The organism is Aquiluna borgnonia, from assembly GCF_013283855.1.
GTDB lineage: Bacteria > Actinomycetota > Actinomycetes > Actinomycetales > Microbacteriaceae > Aquiluna > Aquiluna borgnonia.
The window spans coordinates 47,088-62,652 of the sequence record NZ_CP054056.1 but is presented as its reverse complement, the minus strand read 5'-3'; the positions used below and the strand labels follow the sequence as shown (position 1 = coordinate 62,652).

At 53.3% G+C, this 15,565-nt stretch carries 24 protein-coding genes; 10 read left to right on the top strand and 14 right to left on the bottom strand.

Annotated features, from left to right (window positions below; genetic code table 11):
• The first annotated feature begins 16 nt into the window (after window positions 1-16).
• Window positions 17-385 (top strand): hypothetical protein, encoded by a 369-nt coding sequence (locus HRU87_RS00370; protein ID WP_173493003.1) that lies wholly within the window; start codon window positions 17-19, stop codon window positions 383-385.
• An 11-nt stretch (window positions 386-396) separates the two neighbouring features.
• On the opposite strand, the gene HRU87_RS00365 is transcribed toward HRU87_RS00370, so the two are convergent.
• The 7 genes from HRU87_RS00365 to HRU87_RS00335 all read right to left on the bottom strand — a co-directional run bounded on the left by HRU87_RS00365 (window position 397) and on the right by HRU87_RS00335 (window position 5,950).
• A complete protein-coding gene (locus HRU87_RS00365) occupies window positions 397-846 on the bottom strand; it encodes a HEPN domain-containing protein (protein ID WP_173493002.1) in 450 nt (149 codons plus the stop codon).
• Window positions 836-1,420 (bottom strand): winged helix-turn-helix domain-containing protein, encoded by a 585-nt coding sequence (locus HRU87_RS00360; protein WP_173493001.1) that lies wholly within the window; start codon window positions 1,418-1,420, stop codon window positions 836-838. Before HRU87_RS00360 ends, HRU87_RS00365 begins: the two co-directional genes overlap by 11 nt.
• 295 nt (window positions 1,421-1,715) lie before the next feature.
• Complete coding sequence (locus HRU87_RS00355; protein WP_213086396.1) at window positions 1,716-2,483, bottom strand: HNH endonuclease family protein; 768 nt, start codon at window positions 2,481-2,483, stop codon at window positions 1,716-1,718.
• 205 nt (window positions 2,484-2,688) lie between these two features.
• Window positions 2,689-4,344 carry a choice-of-anchor I family protein gene (locus tag HRU87_RS00350; RefSeq protein WP_173492999.1) on the bottom strand — a complete coding sequence of 552 codons (1,656 nt, stop codon included), beginning with the start codon at window positions 4,342-4,344 and terminating at the stop codon, window positions 2,689-2,691.
• Window positions 4,345-4,490: 146 nt separating this feature from the next.
• A complete protein-coding gene (locus HRU87_RS00345; protein ID WP_173492998.1) occupies window positions 4,491-4,694 on the bottom strand; it encodes a hypothetical protein in 204 nt (67 codons plus the stop codon).
• A 45-nt stretch (window positions 4,695-4,739) separates the two neighbouring features.
• Window positions 4,740-5,423 carry a hypothetical protein gene (locus HRU87_RS00340; protein ID WP_173492997.1) on the bottom strand — a complete coding sequence of 228 codons (684 nt, stop codon included), beginning with the start codon at window positions 5,421-5,423 and terminating at the stop codon, window positions 4,740-4,742.
• A gap of 2 nt (window positions 5,424-5,425) precedes the next feature.
• Complete coding sequence (locus HRU87_RS00335) at window positions 5,426-5,950, bottom strand: excalibur calcium-binding domain-containing protein (protein ID WP_173492996.1); 525 nt, start codon at window positions 5,948-5,950, stop codon at window positions 5,426-5,428.
• A gap of 237 nt (window positions 5,951-6,187) precedes the next feature.
• On the opposite strand from HRU87_RS00335, the gene HRU87_RS00330 reads away from it, so the two are divergent.
• From HRU87_RS00330 to HRU87_RS00320, 3 genes are all read left to right on the top strand, one after another.
• Window positions 6,188-6,454 (top strand): type II toxin-antitoxin system TacA family antitoxin, encoded by a 267-nt coding sequence (locus tag HRU87_RS00330; RefSeq protein WP_173492995.1) that lies wholly within the window; start codon window positions 6,188-6,190, stop codon window positions 6,452-6,454.
• Window positions 6,451-6,933 carry a GNAT family N-acetyltransferase gene (locus HRU87_RS00325; RefSeq protein WP_173492994.1) on the top strand — a complete coding sequence of 161 codons (483 nt, stop codon included), beginning with the start codon at window positions 6,451-6,453 and terminating at the stop codon, window positions 6,931-6,933. Before HRU87_RS00330 ends, HRU87_RS00325 begins: the two co-directional genes overlap by 4 nt.
• A 91-nt stretch (window positions 6,934-7,024) precedes the next feature.
• Entirely contained in the window at window positions 7,025-8,035 is a 1,011-nt protein-coding gene (locus HRU87_RS00320; protein ID WP_173492993.1) for an alpha/beta hydrolase, read from the top strand.
• 27 nt (window positions 8,036-8,062) lie between these two features.
• Here the strand turns inward: HRU87_RS00320 and HRU87_RS00315 are convergent, their stop codons facing one another.
• Together HRU87_RS00315 and HRU87_RS00310 are read right to left on the bottom strand one after the other, a co-directional pair.
• Window positions 8,063-8,461 carry a type II toxin-antitoxin system VapC family toxin gene (locus HRU87_RS00315; protein ID WP_173492992.1) on the bottom strand — a complete coding sequence of 133 codons (399 nt, stop codon included), beginning with the start codon at window positions 8,459-8,461 and terminating at the stop codon, window positions 8,063-8,065.
• Entirely contained in the window at window positions 8,458-8,730 is a 273-nt protein-coding gene (locus tag HRU87_RS00310) for a type II toxin-antitoxin system Phd/YefM family antitoxin (protein ID WP_213086395.1), read from the bottom strand. The genes HRU87_RS00315 and HRU87_RS00310 overlap by 4 nt, the downstream gene beginning before the upstream one ends.
• A 10-nt stretch (window positions 8,731-8,740) precedes the next feature.
• On the opposite strand from HRU87_RS00310, the gene HRU87_RS07170 reads away from it, so the two are divergent.
• A complete protein-coding gene (locus tag HRU87_RS07170; RefSeq protein WP_281359129.1) occupies window positions 8,741-8,875 on the top strand; it encodes a hypothetical protein in 135 nt (44 codons plus the stop codon).
• Window positions 8,876-8,879: 4 nt separating this feature from the next.
• Window positions 8,880-9,431 (top strand): TIGR00645 family protein, encoded by a 552-nt coding sequence (locus HRU87_RS00305; RefSeq protein WP_173492990.1) that lies wholly within the window; start codon window positions 8,880-8,882, stop codon window positions 9,429-9,431.
• Here HRU87_RS00305 and HRU87_RS00300 read toward each other — a convergent pair whose 3' ends face one another.
• The 4 genes from HRU87_RS00300 to HRU87_RS00285 form a co-directional block, all read right to left on the bottom strand.
• Window positions 9,432-10,388, bottom strand: a complete 957-nt coding sequence (locus HRU87_RS00300; RefSeq protein ID WP_173492989.1) for an aldo/keto reductase — start codon at window positions 10,386-10,388, stop codon at window positions 9,432-9,434. It lies immediately after the preceding gene.
• 8 nt (window positions 10,389-10,396) lie between these two features.
• Complete coding sequence (locus tag HRU87_RS00295) at window positions 10,397-10,780, bottom strand: type II toxin-antitoxin system VapC family toxin (RefSeq protein WP_173492988.1); 384 nt, start codon at window positions 10,778-10,780, stop codon at window positions 10,397-10,399.
• Window positions 10,777-11,016: a type II toxin-antitoxin system Phd/YefM family antitoxin gene (locus HRU87_RS00290; protein ID WP_173492987.1), complete on the bottom strand. Its 240-nt coding sequence runs from the start codon at window positions 11,014-11,016 to the stop codon at window positions 10,777-10,779. Before HRU87_RS00290 ends, HRU87_RS00295 begins: the two co-directional genes overlap by 4 nt.
• Window positions 11,017-11,116: 100 nt before the next feature.
• A complete protein-coding gene (locus tag HRU87_RS00285) occupies window positions 11,117-12,160 on the bottom strand; it encodes an NAD(P)-dependent alcohol dehydrogenase (RefSeq protein ID WP_173492986.1) in 1,044 nt (347 codons plus the stop codon).
• Window positions 12,161-12,212: 52 nt separating this feature from the next.
• Here HRU87_RS00285 and HRU87_RS00280 point away from each other — a divergent pair, with 52 nt between their 5' ends.
• From HRU87_RS00280 to HRU87_RS00265, 4 genes are all read left to right on the top strand, one after another.
• Entirely contained in the window at window positions 12,213-13,178 is a 966-nt protein-coding gene (locus HRU87_RS00280; protein ID WP_173492985.1) for an alpha/beta fold hydrolase, read from the top strand.
• Between the two features lie 8 nt (window positions 13,179-13,186).
• Window positions 13,187-13,834 carry a Pr6Pr family membrane protein gene (locus HRU87_RS00275; protein ID WP_173492984.1) on the top strand — a complete coding sequence of 216 codons (648 nt, stop codon included), beginning with the start codon at window positions 13,187-13,189 and terminating at the stop codon, window positions 13,832-13,834.
• Between the two features lie 33 nt (window positions 13,835-13,867).
• The gene (locus HRU87_RS00270) at window positions 13,868-14,350 is read left to right on the top strand and encodes a glutathione peroxidase (protein WP_173492983.1); all 483 of its coding nucleotides are present in this window, start codon (window positions 13,868-13,870) and stop codon (window positions 14,348-14,350) included.
• Window positions 14,351-14,473: 123 nt separating this feature from the next.
• A complete protein-coding gene (locus tag HRU87_RS00265; RefSeq protein WP_173492982.1) occupies window positions 14,474-14,857 on the top strand; it encodes a (deoxy)nucleoside triphosphate pyrophosphohydrolase in 384 nt (127 codons plus the stop codon).
• Here the strand turns inward: HRU87_RS00265 and HRU87_RS00260 are convergent.
• A complete protein-coding gene (locus HRU87_RS00260; protein WP_173492981.1) occupies window positions 14,854-15,558 on the bottom strand; it encodes a potassium channel family protein in 705 nt (234 codons plus the stop codon). The genes HRU87_RS00265 and HRU87_RS00260 overlap by 4 nt on opposite strands.
• Window positions 15,559-15,565: the final 7 nt, after the last annotated feature.

The following is a 15,565-nucleotide window of genomic DNA, read 5'->3' as shown; positions in this document are numbered from 1 at the left end:
ATAATCAAAGGAAACGATGAAACTACTCCCTCTAGCTCTTGCGCTTTCTCTCTCCCTCACCGGTTGCGCAGCAACCGTTGAGCTAACCAGCGCTCAGAGCTGCGAGCAGATCTCCAAAGAAATCGACTCCATGATCAGCACCTTCGAGGACCAAAGTGCTGGGGAGGGGGAGATTCGCCTAACCCTGAGTAACGCCTCAGGAGCACTGGCCCAAACCGCAAAACAGTCTCAATCAGACCTTGCCCCTTGGGCCACAGAACTGTCGGAGATTTCCAGCAAACTGGCCCAGGCAATTGCAGATGGTGATGGCAACACCACGCTCCTAAGTGTCAACGAACTCTTCACCAGCTTCGAAAAAGAGTCTGAGCTCTGCCCCGCCAAATAAGTGGCTTGCTGCTATTTCAGGTAATCCAACAGCCGAAATTCGACGTCTTCAAGCATTCGTGCAACGTGCACTAAAGCTTGGACGCAATCCTCTTCAGAGGCTGATTGCCTTGCTGGGTCAAAGTATTCGGTTTGATTTCGTAGCTCCCGCATCCAATTGAGCGGCAGCCAAATCTCTTGGTTCACCAGCGAAGTTCTTGCTACTAAGACGTATGTGTAGTGGTTGCCTCTGGGCGGTTTTCTCACCCGATAACCGTGAGCCGCCAATAGGGCCTGAAGAGCCTTCCTAGCCGAATCATAAAGAAGTTGAAAAGCACCTTCTGGGTCAACAGTCAGAGAGCGTCTGGCCGTGGCATAGTGACGCTTAGCGATGTCAATTTCATGGATAACGGCTTCCGGAGTTTGAACCATGGAATCCAGCTGCCCAGCACGAATCAGTGGCTGTAGCTCTTTAGGAATCACTTCGGATCACAGCAATCATCGGTTTACCCCTTACGGTTTTAGCAAACGATGATTCTGACTTATCCCAGTCCTCCCTGCGGAAGTTATACACAGCCACCGCTTTGCCAATCATGGCGCTGGCACGCTGCGCTAAATCAAAACTTTTGGCTCTGTCCACATCGCCTATTACCAACAGATCAATGTCACCGGGATCAGCCCCTGCTATCGAAGAATAGCGTTCCGCCCAAGATCCATATATCCAAGCCTCTTCAAGACCGGAGAGTTCAACAAAAAGGTTCTTCAACACCTCAATCGGGCCAAAGCTGTAGAGAACTATTTCGGCAAGGGGCTTGAAGAGCTGATGCTCAATGTTGGTTCGAACCAGCTGCATGTTTCCCATAGGCCGCACGGTAACAAAACCAACCTGTTCAAGTTTTCTTATCTCACGCAGAACTGTCGGCAGCGAAGTCCCGACTCGCCCTGCAAGATCCGTCATTGAGAATTCCTGCTGGGGATTCACAATCAGTAGCGCCAGCAATTTCCCCTGCACCGCACTTCGCAGAATCGGCATAAGGGGCACAGTCGTATCTTTCATAAATTGAAAGTTATCATACGCTTTCTGTAATAACTAGAAGCCAAAGAGCTCACGTAGTCCAGTGCGAACACTCAGATTAGAAGCCGTCAGCACCGCGGAGAGGCTCAGGAGGTAAAGAATCCTGAAAGTTTCTTCATTTGTTCTGAGGTAAATGCTGAGGCAAATAGCCAATTCGCAGGTGCTGGGCAAATTTAGAAAGTTGACTCACTCTTTTGGGGTCTTCGGAGACTCGAACCCCCAACCTTCTGATCCGTAGTCAGATTGCCATCTTCAAGAAATTCTTTATTTCAAACCACTAGTTTGCACACCTAGTCGCAAGACCACTGAGCTGATTGAACTCAGCCTGGTCAACTGTTAGCTCCCAACGGATCTTGACCACCATCCAGTTCTCTATGTAGTCGCAGGTGTAGTCGGTGTTGGTTGGTAACCACTCATTGGGGTCTCTATCTGATTTTGACCTGTTAGACCCGGCACTCACAGCAATAAGAGCTTCATCAATCCCGAGGTCGTTAGCAAATGCTCTGCGCCTGTCCGCATCCCAGGCGTAAGCCCCAGAACCCCAGGCCTCTTTCAGGGGAATGAAGTGATCGATGTCTAAGTCTGAAGGATCGGTAAACACCCTGCCGTCATAGCTGGAATACCAGTTACCACTCAGCACCTTGCACCGGTCTCCAATACTGACCTGCTCGAGAGACTCTGCAATCAGAACCTCTTTCCTGGTGTCGCAGCCATCACCATCGTTGTCCACCCAGTGCCTAAAGAGATCTCGGTCATAACCGTCATTCATCTCAGGGGTAATTTCTAGGGCTGAGAGCAGGGCGCTGAGCTCGGAGGCCTGCGCCACCTGCTCGGCAGCCTCCGTGGTGGCTGCCGGGGTTGTGGTTGGCTCTGGTGAAGTGGTTCTCTGGGGTGTGCTGGTACCTGGGGCAGGCCTGGTTGCTAGCGGTTTACTCGAGGTTTGCTCGGGCTGAACGGCCGTGTCGGACCCTGAGAAAAATGAACCGACCCAAAGGACTATTGCCCCGATGACGATCGTCCCGGGTGTGATCTTGAACTTTGCCACAACCCCCTCGGCCATCTCTTATCAATGTTTCACTTGCACACCATTCAACCCCATCGTCAAAGCCTTCATGCGGTTTGGGGTTCGGAGTGATCATGGTGGACGAGGCGAAGGCTCACAAGCAAAACCTCGCAAGCGAGGGTATTCCCGAGTAAAACAGGAATCCCGCCCCAGCCTTTGGGCTGGGACGGGACTCCTTGGTTTGGTTTTACTTCTCGATTTGGTGGATGGAGATGGTTCCACTCAGTTCGTAGGAGGTAATTACAAGGGCCTTCTTGTTGGGCGACTTGTTCGCTGGGATGAACACAATTCCCTCTGGGGACCACTTGTCACCCTTGAACAAGTTGCTGGTGGCGGTGGTATTAGTTGGCATCAACTGCTCCCACTGGATAACCTCTGGCTCCTCTGGGTTGGTGATGTCGAAGAACACCAGGGCGCTCATGCGCTCTAGGCCAAGAACCGCAACTCGGCTCGAGCCAACCATTCCCACTGCCACGCCTTCAGGCTCGGGGCCCTTGTCGTCGGAGCGGTCCTGAGCCTTGTAACTGATGGTGCTGGCAGTAAGGGAGTGTGAACCGTTGATATTAGCTACACCGAACTGCTCAATCTGGAGTTCTTCCAGCAGGGCTGCGCTGTCGTAGATGCGCTTGCCATCCTTGAAGATTGACATCGAGCGAGATCCGAGCAGGAAGAACTGCTCATACTTGCCATCGCCGTCTGCATCACCGATGTTTGGGTTCACCTTGGATCGCCCGAGCTCAGCGTCGGTCTTGAGCACATCCCAGGTAGGGAACGCGGTGGTGTTCGCGTCCAGGTCCTTCACGCGTGCATCATCAATGGCGCTGAAGCAGGTCCAGTCGGCACGGTCATCACCCTCGTTGGCGGTCACAACATAGGTTGAGCCCTGAGATGTGTAGGAGGCGATGGTGTCTGGCATCGCAAGTCCCTTGACGTTGTTGTAGGTGCGAAGACCTGCGGAGGAATCCTTGTCTGAGGAGTCAAAGGGGACGACGGAACGATCGGTTGTCCCAGCGCTGTAGATCTTTGTAAATTTTCCAGACTTAATGTCCAGCTCAGCGATGGCGTTTGCTTCCTGGAGGGAAACGTAGGCTTTGAGGTTGGTTGGGGCGGTGACGGTTTCTGGCTCCAGGTCAACGGCAGGGTTAGTTGAGGTCAAAGAAATAACTAGGCCCTTTGCCTTGAGTTCATCGGCGTCAAAGTTGGAGAAACCAGCCAGCTTTGCCTTGGCGGTTCTTGGCTTGCGTGCGTCGATGATTGCAACCGCACCACGAGGGTCCTTTGCCAATGCATAGTCGGTAGATTCGTCAACACCGGCGGTAGCAGGGTTGTCCAAGGCGCAGATTGGCTCACCCTCGATTGCGACCAGTGCGGTCAATCCATCTGGGGTAAAGGTGACAGCATCCGGCTGGACTGCTCCCAGGTCCACACTTCTAATTAGCTTTCCGGAAGGGTACATGAGCACAACTCGGCCGGTGTTGAGCTTCGGCGTTCCATCGGCGGCAAAGGTAGCCTTGCGGGTTACCGCCACAGCAATCACGTTCTTTCCAGCGGCAACCGAGGTGATGCCATCACCGAAGCTGTCCATGGAAACGGAGGTCACCTTCAGAGGGGATTCCGGGTCAGAGATGTCATAGATGTCAATGGCGTTCTTGACACCGTTGGTTGCAAAGATCTGCTTAGAGCCGGCGTGGTAGGTGGGGATCTCTGCGCCACCCTCGCCAGAGCCAGAATCCATAATTGAAAGTTCGGTGACCAAGAAGTCGGTTTCAGCAACCGCTGGAGTGGACAGAAGAAGCACACCGGTCAAGCCGGCTGCGATAAATGAGACCAGTGTAGTTTTCATGTGGTGAACTTTGTCGGTCAACATGAAGTTGACAAGGACGAAAAGTAAACAGACGATGAGACGATGAGAAATTTCAGGCTACTTAAATTGCTCAAAGGATTTGGCTTCGCCAAAGACCAGTGCATGGACCCCCGGCTCCGGTGGGCCTAACTCTCATCCTCATTCCACTCAGCATTCTCGTCAAAGCCTGAACCGTATTGGGTTTGCGGATAGGCAGTATTTGGCGAGTAGCCATGTGGTCCAGAGTGATAGTCACCCTCATCCATTGTTACCGGTGTGTTGGTTGGGCTGATGCTTGTGGTTCTAGAACCAAAGTCAAAACCAAATAGCCACTTCAAGAATCGAATCATGTCTCCCCCTAGCTTGCTCCTGAAGGCTAGCTAGGGGGTCTGACATTAGTTTCCTTTGAGCTGGCTGATTACGTATGGGGCTACCTTGACATAGAGCTGGTCCAAGGTGAGTCCGTAGGACTTTTCGGTGGCCTGGGCGAAGCCAAGGGACTTAATTGTCGTTAGGTATTCAACCCAGTGATCAAAACCCTTCGAGGCAACCAAGGCCTCGGTCAGGAACATGCCCAGAGCGTAGCCGCTGGTCTGAATTTGCCCGGGGGCTTGGCTTCCTTGAAGATCCTTGAAGCGCTGCACAATTGCGTTGGCATCCGCAGTCCTGACGGCGTCTCGGATTCCCTGATCTAGTCCACCGGTCCACCTGCCGACCGTGAACGCCCGAGTTCCTTTGAACTCTCCGGCGCTGTTTCCACCTACGTGAATTCCCACAAAGGTTGCAGAACCCTCGATGAACCAGTGCGGAAGAGAGGACCAAGTCATTGTGCTGGACTGAACAGTGTGGAAATACTCGTGGGATGCAGTCTCGGTCTCGTGAGTTGCGGGGGCACCCTTGAGGCACTGATTTATGTAGGGGCCTTTTGAGCCAATTCCGGCATTACCCATGTTGCAACTGTTTAGGCTTCTAATCCACGACGAGTAGCTTTCCCTGGTGGGGGTGGCATTTGGGTTTGCGCCGGAATTCCTGATGGCATCGTCAACCCAGTCAGCATCAGCGCCGGTGAACCAATTCACATTCACCTTTCAGGCAGCACAACAGGTCGAAACAGCTTTACGGCAGTCAGAACGGAATTTTTGACCGGCCCGAGGTCCTGTTGGCTGAGGCTTGGCCCGGACTGGACCGACAGTAGAGATTCTGAAACTGGAGAGCTGCTGGCGATGGCGGCAGCAACTAACTGCTGGGCGACTAGATTTGTGGCCTTCGGATCAAGGGCATCGAGGGTGATGACTGGAAGAGGCTGCTCCGTTGGAACTGGAGCTGGGATGGGCTTTGCAACCACCTTGGGTTTCGTAACCTCGCAGGCTATGCCGTCTTTGTCAGCATCCTTTGATTTGTTGGCCTTGTAAAGAGCAGGGGAAACTTTTGGAGTGAAAATTTGGTCATTACCCTTGTTGGCTGACTTCGAGCTGAGGGCGACACCGTACTTGTAGGTTTTCCGCAGATCTGTGCAGTTCTTAAACGTCTTAGCCTCGCTCGGCAGCATCGCTCCGAGACTCAGGATGGCTGCTAAAGAAATGGCCGCAATTATTTTGGATTTCATGAATTCCCCCAAATTCTAGAACTTCAATTTATCGGACAAAAAGCCAGACTGAGCCCTCGGGGTTTACCGAATCCAAGAGTTAACCCAACTCTCAACCACCTACCACGTGCCTGCGACTGAGCGGCTGCAGTTGTCGTGCTGTGGATAAAAGCAAGCCAAATTTAGAAAAAGCTAGTTGAATGTTTAGTGTGAGTTTGGGTGCACAATCGACACACAAGGAATAGTATGACTAGCACTATGGCAAAAGAAGAACGAATCCACATTCGAGCAACCAGCGAGCAGAAACAGCTGCTGGCTAGAGCTTCGCAAATCCGGGGCAGAAGCGTCTCGGACTTTGTTTTGGAAAGCGCGGTCGAGGAAGCTACCAATGCTCTTTTGGATCAGCGGGTATTTGTGTTTAGCGAGGAAGACTACGACGCATTTTTGACCCGGGCCAATGATGTTGAGAAGAACCGGGAAGTTATTGCGGGGATCCTGAATGTAAAGAGCCCGTGGGAGGGATGACCAAACCCGAGCCGCTTGGCCCCGAGCACCACCTTTGGGGTTTTGACTGCGGTTCAAACGTGATCAACTCGTGGCTGCAGAACTCTGCGCTCAAAGCCCAACTAGCTAACAGTTCAAGGACATTTGTTGTGCTCTCGGACAAAAAGGTGGTTGGTTTTTTCTCACTCGCTACCGCCTCGCTGCTCTATGCAGAACTGCCCCAAGCGCAACGAAACAACCTTGGCCAGCATCCGGTGCCGATGATGCTGCTAACCCGAATGGGAGTTGACAAGTCGTTCCAGCACCTGGGTCTTGGAGCTGCCATGGTCAAGGACGCCGTGATCAAGTGCCTAGCGGTTCAGCAAGCAGCCGGGCTGGTTGGACTTATGGCTCATGCCCTAGATGAATCAGTTGCCGAGTTCTATCTCAAACTTGGCTTCGAGCGGTCTCCAGCAAACCCCCTTCTGCTCTCGCTTGGATTATTGCTGCAGGGGGATTAGTTCGGAGACTACAAAGCTAAAGAGCTGATGCACGGCCCACACAGCCAACTCACCCAAGTCTTGATCTTGTGAATTGTGTTACCCTCCCAGAATGCGGAAATCAAAGTTGATTGCAGGCATTGCGGCCGGAGCGTTGGTTCTGGTCGCTGGTGCTGGACTGTTCCTCGGTGACTATGTCTACACCTCTGGCACCAAGGTGCCGTGTGCGATAAACGCAGACGATTTAGAAAACACTCCGCAGCAATTCTTTGTGGCCGGCTACAACTCTGGCCCGTTCCCCGGGGATGGTTGGAACAAGTGGGTGGGGCATGACCTCAGTGACTGGTGGTTAGAAAATGCCAAGGTTGAGGATGTTCGGATTGATGTTGCAGAGGGTGTAACGCTTGCCGCCTGGTACATACCTGCCAGCCAAGAAACCAACAAAACCGTAATCGTCACCCACGGCATCGGAACTTCAAAGCGAGACTTCAACACCCTGCTGCCAACCGCAATGCTGGTCAAGGGTGGGTTCAACGTGCTGCTGGTTGATCAGCGAGACACCGGAGAGTCCACCTGCACCGATGGTCGTCACTCGGCAGGGCAGGAAGAGTCCTCGGACTTCGCCCAGGTGGCCAAGTGGTTGAACACCGAGAAGGGCATCCCTGCCTCATCACTTGGCATGTTTGGAGTTTCCGGAGGCGCGATTGCAACCTCCCTGCTTCCCGCAAAGACAGACCTGGTGTCTGCCTTTGCCATGGAGGGAACCATCTTTGATTTCAATGCGGCAGCTACCAAAGAGGTTGAGTTCCAGGGTTACCCGGGATTCCTCTGGCAGTTGGCCCTGGTTTCAGCCCAGCTGTTTCACGGGGTGAATTTGGCCGAGACTGCGGTAACAGATTCCATTGAGGCTGCTGGTGTGCGGCCGATGCTCATCCTGCACGGGGACATTGACCAGCGCTTGGATTACCAGTCCTCGGTTGATTTTTACAACTATGCCAAAGGGGTTGGAGCCAACATTGAGTTGGAGACCTTCACGGGCGCAGACCACACCGAGGGAATGCTCTCGGAGACTGACCGCTATGCCCAAACTCTGGTCTCGTTTTTCTCCGAGCATCTGAACTAATAGGCTCCCAAACCTAGTTCCGGAGTTCTAGTTTTTCCCGGGTGAGATGACCGGGATGCCGGCTGAGCTCACGGCACCTGCGAGCCTAAGGTCATAGGTCACAAAACCCTCGAGATCCTCCGAGAGCGCTCTGGCGGTTGCAAGGTGAATTGAATCAAGAGCACCCACTCCCAAAAGCATGGCATCGCTAGCACTTTGAATAATGTGCGATTCAACCGGAATTAGCAGCATGGTTCTAAAGAGTGACCTCGCGAGATTGGTTTCAATTCCAAATTTCTGAAGGTTCCCAATTACCTCCAGCTGTGAGAGTTCGCTGGTTAGAAGTGGTCCTTCAACCTGGGCTAGGAAATCAGACACAGCGCTGGTCTCGGCTTCTAACTTGAAAAGTTTGAGGATTGCCGAGGACTCAACATAGAGGAGCTTCAAAGCCGATCCCGCCGCAACTGCTCGAGGGACTCGAGCACGGTTGGTGCCCCAAGGGGAAGCTCAGTCGGATTGATCTGGGCTAACACGGCACTCGAAGGCTGCTTAGGCAATTTCACCCGACCGGAGTCGACCAGCTCCTCGAGGAAGCTCTTTCGGATTGGCGATAGTCGAGCCACCGGCTTACCGCGCTCGGTTATGACAATTTCCTCGCCAGCTTTGACCTGTGACAAAACCGCAGAGGGGTTTTGCTTCAGCTCTCTGATGCCCACACTTTTCTCCATGTTCTACAAAGTAGCACTTTGCTTGCTCGTTTCCAATCAAATTTTGCTGACTCCAAAGCTGTGGGGGTTCTGCTTCTCTGGAGCTGTGGAAAACCTTGGGGCATGGATTATTTACCCAATGGTGTTTAGATAGTGGGATGAAGATTTCTCACGCTCTTGAAAAAGTGCTGTTCCAGGCTCGTTGGCTGCTAGCTCCGCTCTACCTGGGTTTGGTTGGAGTGCTGGTCCTGGTGATCTATCGCTTTGGCGTGGAGTTCATAAAGCTCGTCTCCCACACTTTCATGGGCGATGGTCATGACTTCGTGCTGGACCTACTGGCGCTTTTGGACCTGGTGCTGCTCGCGAACCTGATTCTGATTGTGATTTTTGCTGGCTACGAGAACTTTGTCTCAAGGATTGACGAGGCGCACGAGTCGGTCGACCGCCCACACTGGATGGGCACCATCGACTTCTCCGGGTTAAAGATGAAACTCATCGGCTCACTCGTGGCAATTTCCGTGATTGAACTGCTCAAGGACTTTATCTCGCTCAATGGCGTTGAAGAGGTGGGCGAGGGCACAGTTTGGCGCGTTGCGATTCACCTGGTGTTCGTGATCTCGGGTGTGCTGTTTGCCGTGATGGACTTCATCGGAGATCGCCACAAATCTGAAGCGAGAATCCTCAAAAAATCTGAGCTCTACAAAGAGTAGTTAGCGGTGACTGGGCTTTGGTTCCAGCTCCGATGAGTATTCGGCTTGCTCCGGCAGATTCTGGTTGATGCGTTCAAAATCCTGGTCCGTGAGCTCAATTTCAAGAGCCGAAATGCAGTCCATGATGCTCTCTACCCGAGTTGCACCAGGGATGGGCAGGACCGAATCCGATGTCCGCATTTCCCAGGCTAGAGCCAGGGCAAAGGGTGAGGCTTTGTAACTTGGGGCCAGTTCCTCGAAGACACTCTGGTTGGCAATCTCGGATTTGGTTCTCACTCCGCCAAGAGGTGACCACGGCAAGAAGACAATGCCGTATTCCTCGCAAAGCGCTAGGACATCGAGGTCATAGCGGTAGCGGGGGCTGAATTCATTTTGAATTGAGACGATACCGCCCTGATTGGGGCCGCCCAGCATATCGATGGCAATTCTTAGCTGCTTAGCGTCGTAGTTGGAGACACCGATCTGGTCAACAATCCCACGCTCTCTGAGCACACCGATGTTTTCAACCTGCTGCTCAAAACTCAAAGCCGGGTCAAGTCTGTGGTGTTGCCAAAGATCAATTTTGGTTACACCTAACCTGCCGGCTGATGCCTCAGCTGCTCTAAGCAAGTAATCCAGGGAGGCGTTCCTGCCCCACTTTTCTCCTGGCTGCCTGGTGATGCCGGCCTTGGTCGCAATGACCACTTTTTCTTTTTGCTCTTTGGTTCCAGACCAGGTTCTGAGGGCTTCTGCGACAAAGATCTCGTTGTGGCCAAATGCGTCCCAGGTGGGGGCGTAAATATCGGCGGTATCCAGCAGCGTGATGCCCGCATCAAGGGCTGCGTGGATTGCGGGGATTGCCGAGTCATATCGGCGCACCGGATCCAGCGCCGCACCATTGGACCAAATCCACGAGACATTCATGCAACCGATGCCAATGCCAGACACCTCACGGTGCCCAAGTCGCTTGATTTTCATACGCTCCCTCACAATTGTGAATCAACTATCCAAGATAAATTCAGGGATAACAGCTTTGCATCCGAAGTATATAGCTGGGCATTGTGCCAAGAAGCCTGCATGACCAAAGCCCGATCAAAAGGATCGTGCTTACTCAAGGCAGGAAAGTCCAATGCCCGTTGGAGTTCCTCACCACTTGGTTTCAGCTCCAACATTCCCGCTTCGTTAGCGGCACTTAGAACTTTTTGCTGGCCTCCCAGTGAGCGGTCGAAAAGCTTGATTTCATACTCCAAGATGCTCAAAGTAGAGAAATAAAGATTTTCGGACCCAATTAGTTTTTTGGTTGCTTTTGGACCCAACCGCCTATCGGCGGTGAGGTACCAGACAAGAGTTTGCGTGTCGAGCAGAATCATTCGAATTTTGTGGGATTGATGGTTGCGTTGAATTCCGCGTCGGCCAGCTGCCAATCAAATTCTTCAAGGTCACCGGCAAGCACTCCGTAGCCGACTTGTCTTTTGCCAGTTGCCGCAATAAGTTCCGCCACAACTCTGCCTCGATTAGTAATCTCAACCTGCTCACCTGAAATGACAAGCTCAATTAGCTTGGACAGATTTGTTTTGGCGTCAAAAATGCTCACTCTGTGCTTCACCCCTTGAGTTTAGGTCAACTTAGTTAAGTTAGCCAAGAGTTCTTGACCGCAAGTCAAGCTAGCAAATTAGGAGCAAATACCCTGGGCATTATCCACAGCCCTAAATGGTCTTGGCGTCAATCACAAAGCGGTAGCGGACATCGGATCCAACCACTCGCTGGTAGGCGTGGTCGATGGTGCTCGGGTCTGAGGCATCTAGCAGCTCGATAGTGGAAACGATGTTGTGCTCACCGCAGAAATCCAACATCTGCTGGGTGTCCGCAATGCCGCCGGTGTTTGCACCCGCGATTGATTTCAAGCCGGTAACCAAACTGAATGGGTCGTAGGTTTGGCTGCTGCCAGGTAGTCCAACATTCAACAGCGATCCGCCAACTCGCAGCAGGCTCAGCAGACCGTCCACATTTAGATCCGCACTGGTGGTGTTCACGATCACATCGAAGAAGTTCTTGTGGGTCTCAAACACCTGGTCAGTTACTAGGTATTCAACCGCACCAAATTCCTTGGCATCCTGCGCCTTCGCTGGAGAGTGGCCAAGGACATAGGTCTCGGCACCGAGGGCTGCGGAGAACTTGACGCCCATGTGTCCGAGGCCGCCAAGCCCCAGGATTGCCACCCTCATGCCCGGGCCAACCTTCCAGTGCTTTAGTGGCGACCACAGAGTGATTCCGGCACAGAGCAGTGGCGCGGCTGCTGCCGGGTCCAGATTCGCTGGCACACTCAGCACGTAGTTTTGATCCACCACGATGTCTTGGGCGTAACCGCCAAAGCTTGGGCTCTCGTCGTAGTGACGACCGTTGTAGGTCTGGACATTGCCCTTCAGGCAGTAGTTCTCGCGGCCAACCAGGCAGTACTCGCACTCGCGGCAGGAGTCGACGAATGTTCCCACACCAACTCTGTCTCCAACCTTGAAGCGCTCTACTGCGGCGCCAACAGCCGTTACATCTCCGACAATCTCGTGACCTGGGACCATTGGGAATATTCCCTCAAACCACTCGTCTCTGGCCTGGTGAATATCTGAGTGGCAGATGCCGGAGTAGAGAATGCGAATGGCTACCGAGTCTGGGCCGAGTTCCCGGAGCGGCATCTGCTGCTTGGTGAATGGGGCTCCCGGAGCGTTTGTCACAAGTGAAGCGGTGGTAGGCATTGAATCTCCCTGGTTTGAACGAAATTTCAGCTATTGAGAGTTAACTTGCATCATGAAGCGCAAAGTCCTCACTGTCTCAGCCTTGATTCTAGGCGTGCTGCTGGTGGTCCCATTTCTGGTGCCGGTAAACAGCTCTGGAACCCTGACCAATCGGGAGGCAGCTAAAGAAGTTTGGGGCGAGCGCAGCCAGTTTGTTGAGATCGCCGGAAACGAAGTTCACCTGGTCAGTGCCGGGGACCCAAAGGCTAAACAGCTCTTCATTCTGCTGCACGGCTTTGGGGCGAGTGCACTGAGTTACCTGCCGGTTCTAGATGAACTTGCAGCGGTTGGTGAGGTGGTGGCTTATGACCGCGCTGCTTTTGGATTCAGCGAGCGACCAGAGAGCTTCAGTGGAACCAACCCATACTCGGCTAAAGCCTCATTGGAGGTGCTGGATGGGATCATTGATCGCTTCAATCAAAACCAGCAGGTGGTTTTAGTGGGCCACTCGGCCGGTGGACAGATTGCAGCCGCATATGCCTTAGAGCACCCCGAGAGGGTTGACTACCTGGTTCTGGAGGATGCCGCTATCTACTCAAGCGGCGGGACGCCCACCTGGCTAAATTGGCTTTATTTCATTCCGCAGCTGAATCACCTCGGACCCGCTCTAGTCTCCACAATTGCCACCAGCGGCCTAGAGATTTTGAACCAGAGCTACTTTGATCAAAACAAAATCACCGAGCAAACCCTCGCCCACTACACCCAGCCACTGAAGGTGGTGGGGTGGGAGCGGGCGTTCTGGGAGTTCAACCGAGCGGACCGCAGGCTCGATGTAGCCAGTAGGTTGGCGGCCCTTAAAACCAAGACGCTGGTGCTGACCGGTGACAACGACACCATCGTGGCAACCGAGGATTCATTGAGATTGGCCGCAGAGCTCGGACTGAAGCCGGTGGTTATCTCTGAGTGCGGTCACCTGCCACACGAGGAACAACCGCAGCAGTTTCTAAAAAGCGTGCTTAGCTTTACCGCAGAGAATTAGGAGTTCAGTTGCTATACAAGGGTGTATTCGGCAGTTTCAGATTGTTCGTTGGTTTAGCGCTGCTGGGCAGCGTGCTGTGGCAGGTCTCGGACCGAATGGCGAACAACCTGTTCCGTCCCTTTGAGTACTTTGCTTACTTCTCGATTGACTCCTCGATTCTGGCCGGTCTAGTGATGACCATCAGCGGTCTAACGCTGCTGCAGGGCAAAGACGAGTCGGCACGGCTTCACACCCTGAGGTTGGTTGCGGTGGTGAGCATGATCATCGTGGGAGTGGTCTACCACGCACTATTGGGAGATGCCGCCGCAGACCCGAGGGACATCGGTTACGTCTGGCCAGTCCTACCAAATCTCGTGATTCACACCTACGCACCAATTGCCCTGGTTGTGGACTACCTGATCTCGATTCAGGGTCACAAGCCAAGTTGGAAAAAGGCATGGTGGGTTGTGGTTTATCCGCTCACCTGGCTTGGGCTGTCAATCATGAGAGGTCTGAGCGATGGCTGGTGGCCCTACTGGTTCATTAACCCCGGGAGTGAGGGCGGAATCCCCTCGATGGTCAGCTACATCCTCATGATTGCGGTCAGTTTTATTGCGCTGGGCTTTATTGTTCTGGGCGCAAGGCTTGCGGCACTGAAGGTGCTCGCCTCGCGCTGAAATTCTTTTGGCTAGTTCGTTGTTCTGAACAGCATGCTTGATTACAACGTGCCACTGACCATGCTTGATGGTTCCACCCGCAACCTAAGCGATTTTCAGGGAAAGCTAATGATGATCGTGAACGTAGCGTCGCGATGCGGGCTGGCCCCGCAGTACGAGCAACTCGAGGAGCTGCACAAGAAGTACTCGCCCAAGGGCTTCACCGTATTGGGAGTTCCGTCCGGATCGTTCATGCAGGAGCTTAAAGACAGCGAAGCAATTGGCGAGTACTGCTCCACCACCTGGGGAGTCACCTTCCCAATGCTCGAGAAGACCGATGTCAACGGGCGCAAGCGCCACCCCCTCTACAAGCAGCTGGTCACCACCAAGGACAACAAGGGCATGGCCGGTCCAGTGCTTTGGAACTTTGAGAAGTACCTGGTTACCCCAAAGGGTGAGATTCACCGTTTCCGCCCAACGGTTAGACCAGACGACGAGTCAATTGTTGAGCTGATCGAAGCTAATCTTCCTCAGTAGTCCCAAACGTTGACTTCTTAATCACGCACTCACAGAATTCACACTCACAGTCAAAAAAGAACTGCAGGCAAACCGAGCAAAGCTCCATCAAAACCCCCTCGTTCCTCAGGCTATTCTGGCCCCATGACACTTTTGGTGACCGCAGCCATCATTCAAGATGAGGCCGGCCGCTACCTGTGTGCCAAGCGTGGCGATTGGAAATCGGCTCCGGGTAAGTGGGAATTTCCTGGCGGCAAGCCCGAGGTGGGCGAAGAGCTTGATGCAGCAATAGTCCGGGAGATCCAAGAGGAGCTCGGGGTCACAATCAAAGTCATTCGCCAATTTGATCGCAGCGTCACCGGAGAAATCGAGCTGGTTTGCTTTGTGTGTGAACTGATGGACAAAAAGCCCGCTCACTCCACCGATCACTCGGAACTGGCCTGGGTTCAGGAGCAAGAGCTTTCAAAACTGGATTGGGCGGAACCTGACCTGCCAGCTCTCAAACGGATTTTGATTCCGTTTTGCTAGTTGGCGTCAGCCTGCTTTTTCTCTTCCTCGCGCTTTTGGTTTTCGCCCAGCACCCAAGCCGCCAACAGAGCGGTGAGTGAGGAAAACAGCCCGATGCCGACCAGCATCAAGATGGTGGCGATGTAGCGGCCATCCTCGGTGACCGGGAATCGGTCTCCGTAACCAACCGTGGTTACCGAAGCAAGAGCCCACCAGAGCGCATCTGGGAAGTTTTGGATATTTGCTCCTTCAACTCCGCGCTCAGCCTCGAGCACGGAAATCGCCGAGGTGTAAACAAGGATCGGCAGTGTTACACCAACCACTAACCCAACCTTGCTGGCTCGGTTTGCCATAAAGGGCTTTAGCCCTCGCAGCACAATCAGTACACGCAAGACTCTGAGCGCGCGGAAGGCTGGAAGCAGCAGCGATGCCAGACCCAGCCAGTTTTGCTTCACAAAACCAATGATTCCGGCGAAGGTGAAAAACCCCTTTCCCAGGTAAAGCGCCCTGAGCAGAACATCAATTGCAAAGATCCAGTAAATGACATCCGAGGCCCCCTCGAGCGCATCGTAAATCTGCTTTGGAGGCTGCGCCAATACCTGCACCGAGAAGATGCCCAGGTAGGCAAATCCCAGGATCATGTATGGGTATTCGACCTTTTCAAAAAAGACATCCAGCTGCTTGCGAAACTTCTCCACGAACCCTCCCTCGGGTTTGGTCACTCAAGCA

What these genes read in the sequence shown, in the direction of transcription:
- HRU87_RS00370 (WP_173493003.1), top strand. Translation starts at nt 17, where the DNA reads ATGAAACTACTCCCTCTAGCTCTTGCGCTTTCTCTCTCCCTCACCGGT.
- HRU87_RS00360 (WP_173493001.1), bottom strand. Translation starts at nt 1,420, where the DNA reads ATGAAAGATACGACTGTGCCCCTTATGCCGATTCTGCGAAGTGCGGTG.
- HRU87_RS00350 (WP_173492999.1), bottom strand. Translation starts at nt 4,344, where the DNA reads ATGAAAACTACACTGGTCTCATTTATCGCAGCCGGCTTGACCGGTGTG.
- HRU87_RS00345 (WP_173492998.1), bottom strand. Translation starts at nt 4,694, where the DNA reads ATGATTCGATTCTTGAAGTGGCTATTTGGTTTTGACTTTGGTTCTAGA.
- HRU87_RS00335 (WP_173492996.1), bottom strand. Translation starts at nt 5,950, where the DNA reads ATGAAATCCAAAATAATTGCGGCCATTTCTTTAGCAGCCATCCTGAGT.
- HRU87_RS00330 (WP_173492995.1), top strand. Translation starts at nt 6,188, where the DNA reads ATGGCAAAAGAAGAACGAATCCACATTCGAGCAACCAGCGAGCAGAAA.
- HRU87_RS00325 (WP_173492994.1), top strand. Translation starts at nt 6,451, where the DNA reads ATGACCAAACCCGAGCCGCTTGGCCCCGAGCACCACCTTTGGGGTTTT.
- HRU87_RS00320 (WP_173492993.1), top strand. Translation starts at nt 7,025, where the DNA reads ATGCGGAAATCAAAGTTGATTGCAGGCATTGCGGCCGGAGCGTTGGTT.
- HRU87_RS07170 (WP_281359129.1), top strand. Translation starts at nt 8,741, where the DNA reads ATGTTCTACAAAGTAGCACTTTGCTTGCTCGTTTCCAATCAAATTTTG.
- HRU87_RS00305 (WP_173492990.1), top strand. Translation starts at nt 8,880, where the DNA reads ATGAAGATTTCTCACGCTCTTGAAAAAGTGCTGTTCCAGGCTCGTTGG.
- HRU87_RS00300 (WP_173492989.1), bottom strand. Translation starts at nt 10,388, where the DNA reads ATGAAAATCAAGCGACTTGGGCACCGTGAGGTGTCTGGCATTGGCATC.
- HRU87_RS00295 (WP_173492988.1), bottom strand. Translation starts at nt 10,780, where the DNA reads ATGATTCTGCTCGACACGCAAACTCTTGTCTGGTACCTCACCGCCGAT.
- HRU87_RS00285 (WP_173492986.1), bottom strand. Translation starts at nt 12,160, where the DNA reads ATGCCTACCACCGCTTCACTTGTGACAAACGCTCCGGGAGCCCCATTC.
- HRU87_RS00280 (WP_173492985.1), top strand. Translation starts at nt 12,213, where the DNA reads ATGAAGCGCAAAGTCCTCACTGTCTCAGCCTTGATTCTAGGCGTGCTG.
- HRU87_RS00270 (WP_173492983.1), top strand. Translation starts at nt 13,868, where the DNA reads ATGCTTGATTACAACGTGCCACTGACCATGCTTGATGGTTCCACCCGC.
- HRU87_RS00265 (WP_173492982.1), top strand. Translation starts at nt 14,474, where the DNA reads ATGACACTTTTGGTGACCGCAGCCATCATTCAAGATGAGGCCGGCCGC.